Origin of the sequence: Shewanella sp. MR-4, from assembly GCF_000014685.1 — a bacterium.
Classification (GTDB): Bacteria; Pseudomonadota; Gammaproteobacteria; order Enterobacterales; family Shewanellaceae; genus Shewanella.
This window is the reverse complement of sequence record NC_008321.1, coordinates 3,296,894-3,312,771: the sequence shown is the minus strand read 5'-3', so window position 1 is coordinate 3,312,771 and position 15,878 is coordinate 3,296,894. Positions and strand designations below refer to the sequence as shown.

At 49.3% G+C, this 15,878-nt stretch carries 11 protein-coding genes; 7 read left to right on the top strand and 4 right to left on the bottom strand.

Annotated elements, in window-relative coordinates; all coding sequences use genetic code 11:
* Positions 1–312 precede the first annotated feature (312 nt).
* The 3 genes from aceB to SHEWMR4_RS14520 all read left to right on the top strand — a co-directional run bounded on the left by aceB (position 313) and on the right by SHEWMR4_RS14520 (position 4,171).
* Positions 313–1,962 carry a malate synthase A gene (aceB, locus tag SHEWMR4_RS14530; RefSeq protein ID WP_011623518.1) on the top strand — a complete coding sequence of 550 codons (1,650 nt, stop codon included), beginning with the start codon at positions 313–315 and terminating at the stop codon, positions 1,960–1,962.
* Between the two features lie 143 nt (positions 1,963–2,105).
* Complete coding sequence (aceA, locus tag SHEWMR4_RS14525) at positions 2,106–3,428, top strand: isocitrate lyase (RefSeq protein WP_011623517.1); 1,323 nt, start codon at positions 2,106–2,108, stop codon at positions 3,426–3,428.
* A 374-nt stretch (positions 3,429–3,802) separates the two neighbouring features.
* Positions 3,803–4,171: an acyl-CoA thioesterase gene (locus tag SHEWMR4_RS14520; RefSeq protein ID WP_011623516.1), complete on the top strand. Its 369-nt coding sequence runs from the start codon at positions 3,803–3,805 to the stop codon at positions 4,169–4,171.
* Positions 4,172–4,208: 37 nt separating this feature from the next.
* On the opposite strand, the gene SHEWMR4_RS14515 is transcribed toward SHEWMR4_RS14520, so the two are convergent.
* From SHEWMR4_RS14515 to yiaY, 3 genes are all read right to left on the bottom strand, one after another.
* Complete coding sequence (locus SHEWMR4_RS14515) at positions 4,209–4,421, bottom strand: hypothetical protein (protein WP_011623515.1); 213 nt, start codon at positions 4,419–4,421, stop codon at positions 4,209–4,211.
* 315 nt (positions 4,422–4,736) lie between these two features.
* Positions 4,737–5,111 carry a hypothetical protein gene (locus SHEWMR4_RS14510; protein ID WP_011623514.1) on the bottom strand — a complete coding sequence of 125 codons (375 nt, stop codon included), beginning with the start codon at positions 5,109–5,111 and terminating at the stop codon, positions 4,737–4,739.
* 691 nt (positions 5,112–5,802) lie between these two features.
* Positions 5,803–6,951, bottom strand: coding sequence for an L-threonine dehydrogenase (gene yiaY, locus SHEWMR4_RS14505; protein ID WP_011623513.1), 1,149 nt, complete (start codon positions 6,949–6,951; stop codon positions 5,803–5,805).
* A gap of 327 nt (positions 6,952–7,278) precedes the next feature.
* Between yiaY and SHEWMR4_RS14500 the strand changes: the two genes are divergently transcribed.
* Positions 7,279–7,755: a MarR family winged helix-turn-helix transcriptional regulator gene (locus SHEWMR4_RS14500; RefSeq protein WP_041408827.1), complete on the top strand. Its 477-nt coding sequence runs from the start codon at positions 7,279–7,281 to the stop codon at positions 7,753–7,755.
* A gap of 72 nt (positions 7,756–7,827) precedes the next feature.
* Here the strand turns inward: SHEWMR4_RS14500 and SHEWMR4_RS14495 are convergent, their stop codons facing one another.
* On the bottom strand, positions 7,828–8,463 hold the full coding sequence (locus SHEWMR4_RS14495) for a peptidylprolyl isomerase (protein WP_011623511.1): 636 nt from the start codon (positions 8,461–8,463) through the stop codon (positions 7,828–7,830).
* A 513-nt stretch (positions 8,464–8,976) separates the two neighbouring features.
* Between SHEWMR4_RS14495 and malQ the strand changes: the two genes are divergently transcribed.
* From malQ to glgX, 3 genes are read left to right on the top strand one after another with little or no spacing between them, the layout of a single operon-like run.
* Entirely contained in the window at positions 8,977–11,367 is a 2,391-nt protein-coding gene (gene malQ, locus SHEWMR4_RS14490) for a 4-alpha-glucanotransferase (protein ID WP_011623510.1), read from the top strand.
* 17 nt (positions 11,368–11,384) lie between these two features.
* Positions 11,385–13,622 (top strand): 1,4-alpha-glucan branching protein GlgB, encoded by a 2,238-nt coding sequence (gene glgB / locus SHEWMR4_RS14485; protein ID WP_011623509.1) that lies wholly within the window; start codon positions 11,385–11,387, stop codon positions 13,620–13,622.
* The gene (gene glgX / locus SHEWMR4_RS14480; RefSeq protein ID WP_011623508.1) at positions 13,619–15,877 is read left to right on the top strand and encodes a glycogen debranching protein GlgX; all 2,259 of its coding nucleotides are present in this window, start codon (positions 13,619–13,621) and stop codon (positions 15,875–15,877) included. The genes glgB and glgX overlap by 4 nt, the downstream gene beginning before the upstream one ends.
* The last annotated feature ends 1 nt before the right edge of the window (position 15,878 follow it).

Genomic DNA, 15,878 nt, shown 5'->3' with positions numbered 1-15,878 from the left:
GTGGTAAAGTTGTCTGACAAATTTCACGATAAGAAAAATCTTATTTAGCTAATAATTTTAAAATTGTTTTTTATCAGCTATTTAGCGTGCATTTTGCGTCTTGGTCAGACCAATTCTGAGAGGTTTTTTGGTCAAATTTTTTAGCGGTTATGGCACTTTTGGATAGTTGCAAATACAAATGTTTGTCTGTAAGTTTTGGTTCTAAACGAACATTTGAATGTTTTGTGGTGAATGTTTGTACATGTTACTCATGTCTTTGCTGGTAACGGGTCGTAAACGAGCAAAAGGTTAGCCTCTTGGGAGGGCGAGAAGATGACGGAACACACTTTAAGTGAACAGCAATTGAATTCGACACAGAATAAGGCCACTGCGAATGGCACTCTGGCCTTAGTGGGAAATACCATCCCGGGGCAGGAGGTGATTTTTACCGAAGGCGCGCTGGCGTTGCTTGAGTCACTTTGCCGTGAATTTGCGACAGAAGTGCCCACATTACTCGCCAAACGTAAAGATAGACAGGCGCGTATCGATAAAGGGGCTTTGCCTGACTTTTTACCCGAGACTCGCGCAATTCGTGACGGGGCATGGAAGATCCGTGGTATTCCGAATGACTTACTCGATCGCCGTGTCGAAATTACCGGTCCCGTCGAACGTAAGATGGTGATCAATGCGCTTAATGCAAATGCCAAAGTGTTTATGGCGGATTTTGAAGACTCCTTAGCACCGAGCTGGCAGAAAGTCGTGGAAGGTCAGATTAACCTACGTGATGCCGTGCGCGGTGAGATTGAGTACACAGCGCCTGAAACCGGTAAACACTACAAGTTAGGCCAAAATCCTGCGGTATTAATTTGCCGTGTGCGTGGCCTGCACTTAAAAGAGAAGCACGTTGAATTTAACCAGCAGTCCATTCCCGGCGCGTTATTCGACTTTGCGATGTTCTTCTACCATAACTATCGCCAATTGCTGGCGAAGGGCAGTGGTCCTTACTTCTATATTCCTAAACTTGAGAGCCATATTGAAGCGCGTTGGTGGGCAAAAGTGTTTGCTTTTGTTGAAGAAAGATTTTGCCTTCAGCCTGGGACAATCAAATGTACCTGTTTGATTGAGACCTTACCCGCGGTGTTTGAAATGGACGAAATTCTCTATGAATTACGCTCAAACATTGTCGCGCTGAACTGTGGTCGTTGGGACTATATCTTCAGCTATATCAAAACATTAAAGCGTCATAGCGACCGTGTATTACCGGATCGCCAAGCGGTGACCATGGATACGCCTTTCTTAAGCGCCTATTCAAGACTGCTGATCAAAACCTGCCATAAACGTGGCGCACTGGCGATGGGCGGCATGGCGGCCTTTATTCCAGCGAAGGATCCCGCTCAAAACGAAACCGTGTTGCAACGGGTACGTAAGGACAAAGAGCTTGAGGCTCGCAATGGTCACGATGGGACTTGGGTCGCTCACCCAGGTCTTGCGGACACGGCAATGGGGATCTTTAACGAATACATAGGCCAAGATCATCAAAATCAATTGCATATCACCCGTGATGTGGATGCACCGATCCTTGCCGCAGAGTTATTAAAACCCTGTGATGGTGAGCGAACTGAGCAAGGGATGCGCCTGAATATTCGCATCGCTCTGCAATACCTTGAGGCGTGGATCAGTGGCAACGGTTGTGTGCCGATTTACGGATTAATGGAAGATGCGGCAACGGCGGAAATCTCCCGCGCCTCGATTTGGCAATGGATCCAACATGGCAAGTCACTCTCAAACGGCAAACCCGTCACTAAACAATTGTTTAAGGACATGCTGGTGGAAGAGTTAGCAAATGTGAAAAAAGAAGTGGGCGGTGACAGATTCACCCACGGCAAATTTACCCAAGCGGCTGTATTGCTTGAGGATATTACCACTTCGGATGAATTGGTCGATTTCTTAACCTTACCCGGTTACGAGATGCTAACGGCTTAATGATTAGCGTTTTAATGCTGTAACACTGAATGCGTTTACATGGAATGCGTTATGGCGGCCAAGCCGCCAATTAAACCAATGGGCAGGGTGAGGCTGTGGGGCAGCTTCACTTGCTACAACATCACAGAGAAAGGAGTGACACTATGACTAAGGCAACACAGACTTCACGTCAGGCACAGATTGACGCGATCAAAAAAGATTGGGCTGAGAATCCACGTTGGAAAAACGTCCGTCGCCCATACACTGCAGAGGAAGTTGTGGCACTTCGTGGTTCTATCGTACCCGAAAACACCATTGCCAAACGCGGTGCCGCTAAACTGTGGGATTTAGTCAACGGTGGCGCAAAAAAAGGTTATGTGAACTCGTTAGGTGCACTGACTGGCGGCCAAGCGGTACAACAGGCTAAAGCCGGTATCGAAGCGATTTACCTGTCTGGTTGGCAAGTAGCGGCCGACGCGAACTTAGCGGGCACTATGTACCCAGACCAATCTTTATACCCAGCAAACTCAGTGCCTGCTGTCGTAGCCCGTATTAACAACTCCTTCCGCCGTGCTGACCAAATTCAGTGGAGCAATGGGGTTAATCCGGAAGAAGAAAACTTTGTCGATTACTTTCTGCCGATTATTGCCGATGCGGAAGCGGGTTTTGGTGGCGTACTGAATGCGTTCGAGTTGATGAAGTCGATGATCGATGCAGGCGCCGCCGGTGTGCACTTTGAAGACCAATTAGCCTCTGTGAAAAAGTGTGGCCATATGGGCGGTAAAGTATTAGTGCCGACCCAAGAAGCGGTACAAAAGTTAGTTGCGGCTCGCCTTGCAGCCGACGTGAGCGGTGTTGAAACCTTAGTTATCGCTCGTACCGATGCGAACGCGGCGGATTTATTGACCTCTGATTGCGACCCATACGATCGTGACTTCGTGACTGGCGAGCGCACCAGTGAAGGTTTCTACCGCGTAAAAGCGGGTCTGGACCAAGCAATTTCTCGCGGTCTAGCCTACGCACCGTATGCGGATTTAATTTGGTGTGAAACCGCTAAGCCTGACTTAGAAGAAGCACGCCGCTTTGCTGAGGCAATTCATGCTCAGTACCCAGACCAATTACTGGCCTATAACTGTTCACCTTCGTTCAACTGGAAGAAAAACTTGGACGATGCGACGATTGCGCGCTTCCAACAAGAGCTGTCGGACATGGGCTACAAGTACCAGTTCATCACTTTAGCGGGTATTCATAACATGTGGTACAACATGTTTGACCTGGCTTACGACTACGCTCGTGGTGAAGGTATGAAGCATTATGTTGAGAAAGTTCAAGAAGTTGAGTTTGCAGCAGCGAAGAAAGGCTACACCTTCGTCGCGCATCAACAGGAAGTGGGCACAGGTTACTTCGACCAAGTTACCACAGTGATCCAAGGCGGTCAGTCTTCTGTGACTGCACTGACAGGCTCGACCGAAGAAGAGCAGTTTTAAGCGAAGTCTGTTGTATCGCGAATAGGTTCTACCCGTAAGATGTTGTACCCGTAAACCCTGTGTTTAGCTGCATTGCAGCTGTTGTCCCCCGTGCAGTTCGCCTACATGTGCTGCACGGGTTTTTAAGTCAAACCTTGTGACTTAACTTCCTACCCAGTCAATACATTGCTTGCCTGAGCTTGGCGACTCTCTGAGTCGCTATTTTTTTATCTAATTGATTATTCTGGTGCAGCTCTGACTCGAGTTGGTGCAATTTTTTAACCGTTTTACAATAACTTAATTCTATCTCATTGTTATTCAATGGCTATTTATCTTGGCCTAAATAATGCTGTGAATTGGCTGTAAAACTTGGTATTCACAGTGAGGTCACCGTCATGAAATATTACAGTCGTCGTTTAGTCAAACCTGAACATTTAAATCCTGCAAATACCCTATTTGGCGGCCAGTTATTGAGTTGGATTGACGAGGAGGCAGCCATCTTTGCTGCGTGCCAGATGAAGAGCTCCAGCCATGTGACTAAGCTGATTTCTGAAATCAATTTTATGACGCCGGCGCGGCAGGGGGATGTGTTGGAATTTGGTTTGGAGCTTGTCAGCCTTGGCCACAGTTCCATTACGGTCAGTTGCCAAGTGCGTAATAAGATGACCCAAGCGCCTGTGGTTAGTATCGATAAGATGGTGTTTGTGAACGTGAATGCCCAGGGATTACCCGTGCCCCATGGTATTCGTGCCAATGCGGCCTAAGGATTGAGCCCCGATAAAGCAGAGTGACGCATGGGCGTCACTCTGAATCTTCAGTCAGTTCTTCTTTGACCGATTTCACCGCATCCCGTGAGGCATGACCAATGGCTTTGGTGGTGTCGCGGGTGGCGTGACCAATCTCTTTCGTCACATCTTTAGTGGTGGTGCCAATGGCGCGACCCGCATCCTTTAAATCGGCGCAGGCAGTGGTGGCCAGTAGCAGTGGTAGTATTAACAGCATCGCTTTTTTCATTGTACTCATCCTGATAACGCACGTTTGTTAGGCAAGATACCAAATACTGCTGTACCGCGCCTTAATAATCTGAAAATCCAATCATCTGAGCTCCAATCTTTGTTAGATTAGGGATAATGCATCAGTTTGCTTGAGTGAAGATGAAATGTCTTCATCCAAGTTAACGGGGTGTGGTTCAGTGGCGGATGAGTGACGGTTTAGAATGAATTGATTAGCAAGGTCAGTAAAACAAAATGCCAGAGTATTAACTCTGGCATTGTTGCTATTTCACTTAGCGATTAAGCGCTTATGTGACAGTCACTCCCAAGCAAAACATTATGAGGCTTGGTCGAGTTTCGCTAAACGTTGCTGATAGTCGTCGATTAGGTGCTGCATGATTTCTTCGGGGGCAGCATCGTCGCAGCAGGTATCGAGGAAGATCTTAAAGGTGACTAACGCGTGCCCATCATTTTTCAGCCTATCGCTCTGCATCGAAAAGTAGGCTTCTTCATTGTCGGCTTTGCGGACGACAAACTTATTGGTTTCGAAGGATTTACTGCCTGAGAGTTCGTGCCATTTGGTGATACGGTTTAAGGCAATTTCACTGGATTGATTTAATTCGATGTGGTTTAACCAACTCACTGGATGTTCGGGATCTTTGTAATGCGGACATCTAACTGTGTAGTTATATACATGAGTAATTGCTGTCATAGCGTACCTACCTGTTGAGGATGTTGCTGCCATCATAGGCATCGTTTTTGAATTCGGTCAATCATTAATTGCGCTGATATCGTCCGAGTTAAATCACAGTTTTTACAAGTGTTTTTATATAAAAATGAGTCGGTTAATTCATTTCTATTCAGTGTTATTTAGCATGAGTTTTTAACGAATATCTATGTGCTATCTCTCAGTTTTGCACTCAAATTCGTTTTTGCTTAATTACTGCGCAATAAAGCAGCAAATAAGCGACAGGATCTACATGGTGCTGTGAGCCATTAAACAGTAGCAAATTATTAGGGAGGTGTAGGGACGGGCGCTAAAAGGGACAGAGGCCCATTCCTTAGAATGGGCCTCTGAGCTGGCTTCATCTTTTGCAGGGAAAAAGCGAACTGGAGCCAGTCTAGCGGATTTGTAACAGCATGTAACCCACCAAGATCACGTTTTTACGCTATTGGGACGATTTTTCGATCTATGGGATCCCAACTGCCGAAGATTAAGGCGCTACGGCGGTTTTTTACATTATGGCGTAGTGCAAAATTGGCTGGTTCAGCCCAAAAGAAAGGCCCAAACAAGCTCCCTTGTTTGGGCCGATTCTCATGTCGTTAGCTTGCGCTAGCCGAACAACATCCTGTCAATTGGCGCGCGACAGACGGCGTTAATGCGAATGCTCTATAACGCGGGTTTATAACGCGTTAGTGAAGATTTGGCAGATCTCTTCATGGGTTGCCTGTTTAGGGTTAGTGAAACCACAGGCATCCTTTAAGGCGTTTTCGGCCAACGTTGGAATATCTTCCGCTTTAACCCCGAGTAATGTCAGGTTTTCTGGAATGTTTACCGCAACGGATAGGGCCTTAATCGCGGTGATTGCCGCCGCAGCACCTTGTTCATCCGTCATATTGGCCACATCGACACCCATCGCCTTGGCAATATCTTTTAAGCGATCTGGTACCACTTTAGCGTTGTATTCTTGCACATGGGGTAATAACAGGGCGTTACACACACCGTGGGGCAGATCGTAGAAACCGCCTAATTGGTGCGCCATCGCATGCACATAACCTAAGCTGGCGTTGTTAAAGGCCATACCCGCTAAGAATTGCGCATAGGCCATTTGCTCACGGGCTTCAATGTCTTGGCCTTGTTTTACCGCATTCACTAAGTTGCCTTGGATAAGTTCAATGGCTTTAATGGCGCAGGCATCGGTAATAGGGTTCGCAGCGATAGACACATAGGCTTCAACCGCGTGGGTCAGCGCGTCCATACCTGTTGCAGCTGTGAGGCTAGCTGGTTTTTTCAGCATCAGCTCAGGGTCATTCACAGAGAGTAATGGGGTGGTATGTTTGTCGACAATCGCCATTTTGATATGGCGAGCTTCGTCAGTGATAATACAAAAACGGGTCATTTCACTGGCAGTGCCAGCAGTAGTGTTAATGGCCACTAATGGCAGTTGTGGCTTAGCAGATTGGTCTAACCCTTCATAGTCTTTGATGCTGCCGCCGTTGGTGGCAACTAGGGCAATACCCTTAGCGCAATCGTGGGGTGAGCCACCGCCTAATGAAATCACAAAATCACATTGGTTAGCTTTTAATAGCGCAAGACCCGCTTCGACGTTACCGACGGTTGGGTTAGGTTGTACGCCATCGAACACGGTTGAAGTAATGCCATTTTGACCGAGTTTTTCGGCCACTTCACCGACCAGACCAATCTTGACGAGAGGTTTATCCGTTACGATTAATGCGCGTTTAAAGCCTAAGGTTTTGATATCTCCGATAGCATCATCGACGGCGCCTTTGCCTAATACGTTGACGGAAGGGATAAAAAATTTAGCAGCCATAAGTCCACCTATTTGCTTGTAAATTAAATTTGTTTCTTTCTGGTGACCAAGCTACCAATTAAGGGGTATGCAAGATGTGATCTAGATCGGCTTAGGCAGTTTATTGAGGTGAAATTCCCACTAAAGTTGGAACTAGATAACTAAATAATGAACTTTTATGACAGGGATCAGGCTTGATATACGCTATGTTTTTTAAGGTTTTTTTCAGCTTTTACTTGTTTAGTTATCCTAGGACGAATGTGCGATAAAATTGCCCGCCGAGGTGAGTTGTGGCTGAGTTTCTGGTAAGGTGCGGCCGTTGGGTTGATGAGGAGCACGCGAAGCACGATGGAAAAATACGAACAACTGCTGATTTCACTGCGCAGGGTGATCCGCGCTATCGACATTCATTCCCGGCAACTCAATAAACATTCAGGCCTGACGGGGCCGCAGCTGATGGTAATGCAGAAAATTGCCCAACTCGGCGCTCCCTTAGCCAAGCAGGTGGCCGAAGAAATCACCCTCAGTCCAGCCACTGTGACGACAATTATTGATAGGCTCGAAGGGCGGGGATTAGTGATCCGCAAACGCAGCGAGTCCGATAAGCGCAAAGTGCATCTGCATTTAAGTGAGGCGGGGCGGGCGTTATTGCAAGAATCGCCTAAACCGCTTCAAGAGCACTTTATCAAGCAATATCAAAATCTTGAAGAGTGGGAACAGAGCCAGTTACTCTCATCGGTGGAGCGGATTGCCGCCATGATGGACGCCGATAAAATCGATGCGGCGCCTATGCTGTTAGTGGGTAAAATTCAAGGGGACGAATAATTCACTAATGCTAATTAATACCTAAAAAGCACTGAATATTCAGTGCTTTTCAGTTTTAGCTAGAGAGTTATCCTAGGCAGCGGGGCAGTTCGTTTCCATCACGCTATTGATCAAAATTTCATTCACAGGGGTGTCGTTAAAGCCGTCGCTGGTTTTGGTGGGCACAATGCTTATCTGATCGACCACATCCATTCCTTCAACGACTTTACCAAACACGGCATAACCATAGCTGCTCGCCGAAGCATCGAGCTGTGGATTATCTAACACATTGATAAAGAACTGTGATGTCGCTGAGTCTGGCACTGTGGTACGCGCCATAGCGATCGTGCCCCGTTTGTTACTGATGCCGACAGCGGCCTCGTTTTTAATCGGCGCGCTGGTCGGCTTGCTTTGTAATCCCGTGGTGAAACCGCCGCCTTGGATCACAAAGTTATTGATGGTTCTGTGGAATAAAGTGCCGTTATAGAATGACTTATCGACATATTGTTTAAAGTTCTTGCCCGTGATCGGCATATGGGTGAGGTCGATGGCTAAGGTCAAATCCCCCTTTGTGGTGCTCATTAAATAACAGACATCGGCGCTTAAGCTCGGTGGGGTTGGATCGGGAGTCGGGATCGTTGGTGTTAATTCATCGTCGCCACTGCCGCCGCAGGCGCCAAGGGCTAAACTCAAACTGCTGGCGAGTAAAAGTCCCGTGATGCTTTTCATATCAATTTCCTTATTTTTGTGTACTTCGCCGCGCCCCCATACCATCTTGGATGACGATGTAAGGTGATATGGTTAAATGTTGCAACTAAGTGTTATTTTTGTTTTGAGCGCGCATAGTGACAGAGTGACGAAGGAGAGTTCAAGGTGAAAAATGTAATTGATACAAAGTGTTGCAGTTAATCCCCCCTCTAATCCTTCCTGCTCTTGGGAGACATACAACCCAAGGAATTAATTTCGCCAATGCGCTCAAAGATAAGATGTTGTTTTGCCTGCGCCATTTAAGCGCGTTGCACCTTTTTTAACCGCACATTGCATCAAAGCAGTGCGTTAAATAGAACATTGCGCTAGCTAGGCGTTGGATTGTACAGGGAGGTACTTTATTCAAGATGCTGATTTATAAGTTTTCTTTGTTGTCACTTGGCTGACATAAATCTGTCTTCATGCTGTTATTTTGCGCTGGCATGGTTACTGCCTATCTAAGGCTATGGATGAGCAGTCGCGGGGGCGACAAATATGGGGCTGGAGAAGTTGCTGTATTTGCGGGGCGTGGGAGCAGACTTTACCGACTGCTTTGGCCAGTACATCCGCATTCCCGAGGCTGATAGGCAAGGGATTTTGACCTGTATGTTGCAGGAGAAAAATACTCAGGCCTGCGAGGCAAAGGATGAACCATTAACGAGTTTACCCAGTGGCGACGAGCTTGACGCTCAGGTGTATCAACTCGATGCACATCATTGGACACAAGTGTTGCCGGCGTTTCATTGGTGCTATGTCGACGAACCTTGGGTCTGTCTGTATTTACCTCAATCTTACCGTGGCGATCTGCTGCTCACCTTTACCTGTGAGCAAGGGGAGAGGGTTATCCTCGAGGTGCCGTTTTCGGCGCTAAAACCGATTGGGGATTATCGTATTCAGGCGCAGGAGTTGGCACAGTTTGGCAATAGCCCCTTTGCCGATGAATGCCAGTTTATTCAATACCGCCTCGACCTTTTAGGCCATGAATTTTATTGCCGGGATGCGGGCGATGCCGCTGAGCAAGATAGCAAGGCTGAGCCGCGCCGTTCATGGGAAAATGTCAGCGTCGCGCTAAACACATCTAACAATAAAGACAACTTAAGTGATCTATCTTGCTTGGGGCTGGGCTACCACACTCTGAGCGTCAGTTTGCTTGGGCTGGCAGATGATCATCAAGCTGTAGCATCGGCAAGCACCTCAGCAGCAAGCATTTCTGCCGCAAGTAAGGCGACTGAGTTCCATGGCACTTTTATGGTGGCACCGAGAACCGCCTATCAAGGGGTGATGAGCGCTGTGGCTCAAGGAAAGCGCCATAAACCTTGGGGCGTGAGTCTTCAGCTCTATAGTCTGCGCAGCGAAAGCCAATGGGGCATGGGCGACTTTGGCGATTTAGAGCAACTTATCGGGTTAGTGGCCGAATATGGCGCCGATTTCATTCAGCTTAATCCATTGCATGCCTTAGATATTGCCGCGCCGGAACATCCGAGTCCCTATAGTCCCTGCGATCGTCGAAGGCTGAATCCGATGTATATTCATTTACCTAGCGTGCCTGAATTTGAGCCATTAAAAACGGAGTTTGCGGCGAAGGAGTGGCAAGAAGCCATTGCCCTACTCAACGCAGAGAATTGGCTCGATTACCCCAAAGTGAGCGAGCTTAAGTACCGCGCCTTTGCACGTTTATACACTGTCTTTTGCGAACACCATTTACAGTCAAACACACTCAGGGCGCAGCGATTTGAGGATTTTGTGGCAGAGCAGGGCGCGCCGCTCAGGGAATTTGCCCAAGCCGAATCGCTACGCAGCCCACGGACCATAGCGCAGGATGAAGGCTTTTATTTATACCTGCAGTTTGTGGCTGAAGATCAACTGCAATTGTGCCAACTCAAAGCCAAAGAAGCGGGAATGGGCATTGGGCTTATTCGTGATTTGGCCGTGGGCGCCGCGTTGCAAGGCGTTGAGGTTCAAGCTAATTCGCAGCAGTTTTGCTTAAACGCCAGTATTGGCGCACCGCCAGATCCCTTCGCGCTGCAGGGACAAAACTGGGGACTTACGCCCCTCGATCCCGTCAAGCTAAAACAGCATCAATATCGCCATTTTATTGAGCTGACTCGCGCCAACATGACCCACTGCGGTGCGCTGCGAATCGACCATGTGATGGGGCTGCTGCGACTCTGGTGGTGGCCTCTGGATAAGCGCCTCGGCCATGGCGCCTATGTGTATTACCCGGTCGAAACTCTGTTGGCGATTCTCTGTCTTGAGAGTCAACGCGCCCGCTGCGTGGTGATTGGTGAAGATTTAGGCCTAGTGCCGCCCGATATTATTCATCGCCTGTATCAGGCGGGGGTTTACTCCAACGAGTTGTTCTACTTCTGCAAAGACCATCAAGGCTTTAAGCCGCCGAGCCACTATAAGTTCCAGAGTTTGATGATGCTGGCAAACCACGATGTGCCGACATTAGTCGCCTGGTGGACGGGCAGCGATTTGCACCTGAGGCGACAACTCGAACTATTCAATACCGACGAGCAATTAGGTGAGGCCTTAGCCGGACGTGAGCAGGAAAAACACCAGCTCGCGCAGTGCTTAATCTCCCAGGGCTTATTGCCGGAGACGGATATTCAACAGATTGATATTGAAGATTTATTAACGGCGTGGATGCCCTTTGGCGCCTCGGGCAACAGCGCACTTTACAGTGTGCAGTGGTGCGATCTGCTCGGGGACCGCCATGCGGTGAATATCCCTGGCACTTGGCTCGAGTACCCCAATTGGCAGCGGCGATTGCCCATCAGCCTAAGCGAAGCTGCAGCTAGGCCTGCGCTGGCTGAGCGTTTGCAACGCATTGCTGCGGCAAGACATTTGCCAGAAACGGCTGCGCATATAGATACCCTTTGACTAAAAATGGAAGCCAAATGATGACTCAAGCCCAGACTTACTTCTATGACGGTAGCGATGTCGCGCTGTTAAACGGTCAATATACGGATGTGTTTTCCCTGCTTGGTATGCACAGCATCAACGAGGGTAAGGCCTTGGTGGTGCGCTGTTTTTTACGCAACGCCCAAAAGGTTGATGTGATAAGTCTTAAGGATGGCCGTAAGGTAGCGAGCCTTGAGCGCGTCAATGAGGCGGGGCTGTTTGCGGGCACGCTTGGCAGACGGGTTAAGCCCTTTTTGTATGCGCTACGGGTGGTTTATCCCCTCTGCGAGCTGGATATTATCGATCCCTATCAGTTTGGCTCCCTCCTCGATAGTCAGGACTTATACCTCTTTGGCGAAGGAAGCTCTGAGCAGGCCTATCGCTTTTTAGGTGCGAACTGGCGCCAAGTCGATAGCGTCGAAGGCGTGCATTTTTGCGTATGGGCACCCAATGCTAAGCGGGTTTCTGTGGTGGGGGATTTTAACCACTGGGACGATACTCGCCATGTGATGCGCCAACATATGGCCAACGGCTTATGGGAGATTTTTCTGCCTGATGTTGCCGAAGGCACGCACTATAAATTTGATTTGGTTTATCAAAATGGCGAGCGCCACGCCAAATCCGACCCTATGGCGACCCAAATGGAATGTGCACCGCACAATGCCTCCATAGTGCCGAAAAAACACCAACATCCTTGGGCAGATACACAATGGATGCACAAACGGGCGACCACAGCTTGGCATCGCGCCGCTATGTCTATCTACGAAGTGCAGCTAGGCTCTTGGCGCCGAAAAGGTGAGTTTGGTGAGCAATATTTTGATTATCAAGACTTAATTGAGCAATTGATCCCCTATGTGAAGGAGCAAGGTTTTACCCATATCGAGTTGATGCCAGTCAGTGAGTATCCCTTCGACGGCTCTTGGGGGTATCAACCCGTTGGCCTGTACGCGCCGACCCATCGTTTTGGCGATGCCAATGGCTTAAAGGCCTTTATCGATGCCTGCCATCAGGCCGAGATTGGCGTGTTACTCGATTGGGTCGCGGCGCATTTCCCTAAGGATCCCCACGGCCTTGTGCGTTTCGATGGCACTTGTCTCTACGAACATGAAGACCCGCGCAAAGGCACGCACCCCGATTGGGATACGTTGATCTATAACTACGACCGCGGTGAGGTGCGAAGCTTTCTGCTCAGCAATGCCTGCTATTGGCTGCGGGAATTTCACCTCGATGGGCTAAGGCTCGATGCGGTGTCATCCATGTTGTACCTCGACTACAGCCGTGAACCTGGACAGTGGCTGCCCAATGCCTATGGCGGACGGGAGAATTTAGAGGCGATTCATTTTCTGCAAATGTTGAATCAACGTTTGTATCAAGCCTTCCCAGGCATTTGCATGATAGCTGAAGAGTCGACCGCCTTTGCGGGGGTGACTAAGCCGACGGATAGCGGCGGGCTGGGGTTTGGTTTTAAGTGGAATATGGGCTGGATGAACGACAGCCTAAGCTACTTAGGCCGCGATCCCATCTATCGCCAGTATCACCATAACCAGCTGACCTTTAGTTTGATGTATGCCTATTCGGAGCAATTTATGCTGTCGATAAGCCACGATGAAGTGGTGCACGGCAAGGGCTCTTTGTTGCATAAAATTCCCGGCGATGATTGGCAAAAATTTGCCACCCTCAAGGCCTATTACGGCTTTATGTGGGGGCATCCAGGCAAAAAACTGCTGTTTATGGGCAGTGAGTTCGCCCAGCGCGACGAATGGAACCATAACCATAGCCTCGATTGGCATTTGCTCGCCTTCGAGCCTCACCAAGGCGTGCAGCGCTGGCTTCGCGATCTGAATCAGCTTTATCGCCAATTCCCCGCCTTATCCGTGCTCGACTATGAGTCACAAGGTTTTCGCTGGCTCGATTGTGACAATGGCCGCGACAGTATTTTTAGCTTTGTTCGCTATGGCGAGGGCAGTGATGTGCCCTTAGTGTTTGTGGTGAATATGACGCCCACTCTGCACCAAGGATTTCGTATCGGCTTGCCCCAAGGCGGGGATTTCTGTGAGTACCTCAATAGCGACAGCCATCTCTATGGTGGCAGCAATCAGGGGAATGCGGGCAAGGTGATTGCCGAAGATTTACCTTGGCAGGGCATGGCATCGAGCGCGTTGATCACTGTGCCGCCCCTGGGGTGCTTAATCCTCGGGCCTGCGACGGATGCGCCAAGAGATACCAGCCTATGACGAATCCTGTGCCTGTAAATGCTGATGGCTCAACCGCCTATAACCTAAGCGCGGGACAGCCCTTCCCATTGGGGGCGACGGTCGATGATGGTGGGGTGAATTTCGCCCTGTTTTCAGCCCATGCCACTGGGGTGGAGTTATGTCTGTTTGATGCCCAAGGCGAGGTGGAAACTCAGCGCATCCCCTTGACAGAGCAGACCCAGCAGATCTGGCATTTGTATGTGCATGGGCTCAGTGCCGGCCAGCTTTATGGCTACCGTGTTTATGGTCCCTACGAGCCGCAATTAGGCCACAGATTTAATCCGCATAAGTTGCTGTTAGACCCCTACGCTCGCCAGCTCGTGGGACGCTATCACCACCATATCGCCAATTTTGGTTATGAGATTGATAATCCCAACGAGGACTTATCTTTCAGCACCTTAGATAACGCAGATTTTGTACCTAAGTGCAAAGTGGTCGATACTCGGCCCCTTTTTGATGCCGCTAAGGCCCATACTATTCGGCCGCTCTCAAGCAAGCGTGAGCCATTGCCACTTGAGCAGTGCATTATCTATGAGATGCACTTAAAGGGATTTACCGCGCTGCACCCTGAGATAGATGCGCCGCTGCGTGGCACCTTTGCCGGGCTGGCATCGAATGCCGCGATAGATTACTTAGTTAATCTCGGCGTAAATTGCGTCGAGTTACTGCCGGTTCAGGCATTTTTTTCCGAGCCCTTTCTACTTGAAAAACAGCTCTCTAACTATTGGGGTTATAACAGCGTAGGCTTTTTTGCGCCTGAGCCGAGTTATCTCTCGAGTGAAGATATTGGTGAGTTTCGCACTATGGTGGATGCGCTACACGGTGCGGGTATCGAAGTCATTCTCGATGTGGTCTATAACCACAGCGCCGAGGGCAGTCGCCTCGGGCCGACCTTTAGCTTTCGCGGTATCGACAATCTGAGCTATTACCGCCTGCATCCAAACGATAAACGCTTTTATATCAACGATACCGGTTGTGGTAATACCTTAAACCTCAACCATCCGCGCATGTTGCAGTTAGTGCTAGATTCCCTGCGTTACTGGGTCGAAGTGATGGGCGTCGATGGCTTTCGCTTCGATTTAGCCGCCTGTCTTGGCCGTGAAGCCTATGGATTTGATCCCGGAAGTGGTTTTTTTGATGCGCTGCTGCAAGACCCTGTGTTGTGCCGGGTGAAGCTGATTGCCGAGCCTTGGGATATTGGCCCGGGTGGGTATCAGTTGGGTAATTTCCCGGTGGCTTTTAGTGAGTGGAATGACAGATACCGCGACACCATGCGGCGTTTCTGGCGGGGCGATCACGGCATGTTGCCCGAGTTTGCGCGGCGATTTCATGGCTCGGGGGATTTCTTTGAGCATAGCGGCCGACCTCCTGCCGCCAGTATCAACTTTTTAACCAGTCACGATGGTTTTACCCTCAAAGATTTAGTGAGTTATTGCGAGCGGCACAATTGGGCTAACGGTGAAGAAAACCGTGATGGCCACCATGAGAACTTCAGTCATCACTATGGGGTCGAGGGCGACACTGATGACGCCACCATTCTCGCGCTGCGCGCCCGCCAGCAACGTAATCTATTGACCACATTATTCTTATCCCAAGGGGTGCCTATGTTACTCAGCGGAGATGAAACGGGCCGTACCCAAGGCGGGAATAATAACGCCTATTGCCAAGATAACCCCTTGAATTGGTTTGATTGGTCATCGGATGGCATGGATAGTTCATTGCTGAGTTTTACCTCGCAGTTGATTGCTTTACGCAAACGCTTCCCGCTCTTGTGTTCCAAACGTTTTATCCATGAGCAGCTAGTGGCCAATGCCTTCGATTGGTCGTCCGAGTCATCTTCAAGCCATGCTGTAAGCCCTGCCTCAACCCCAACGGGGGCGAGGTTGGATTGGTTTAGCCGCCAAGGTGAGCCGATGAGCAAAAGCCTGTGGAGCGAGTCCATGGGCCGCAGCCTCTGCGTGGTGTTATCGGGCAATTTAACCGCCACTCAACCACAGACTCAGGGTGACAACCTTCAAGCACTGCTGTTGATGGTGAATGCCGATGAGCATCCCTTAGCCTTTACCCTGCCGGTTTTTGACGGTTTAGGGCCGTGGCAATGCCTGCTGCATACCCAAACAGACCCCCAATTTTTAACTCCCACTGAGCCGCTGGATGCTCAGTCCTCACCGACGCGGTACTTGTTACAGGATCGCAGTCTTATGCTGTTTCATGCTGATTTTATAAGGAATTAAC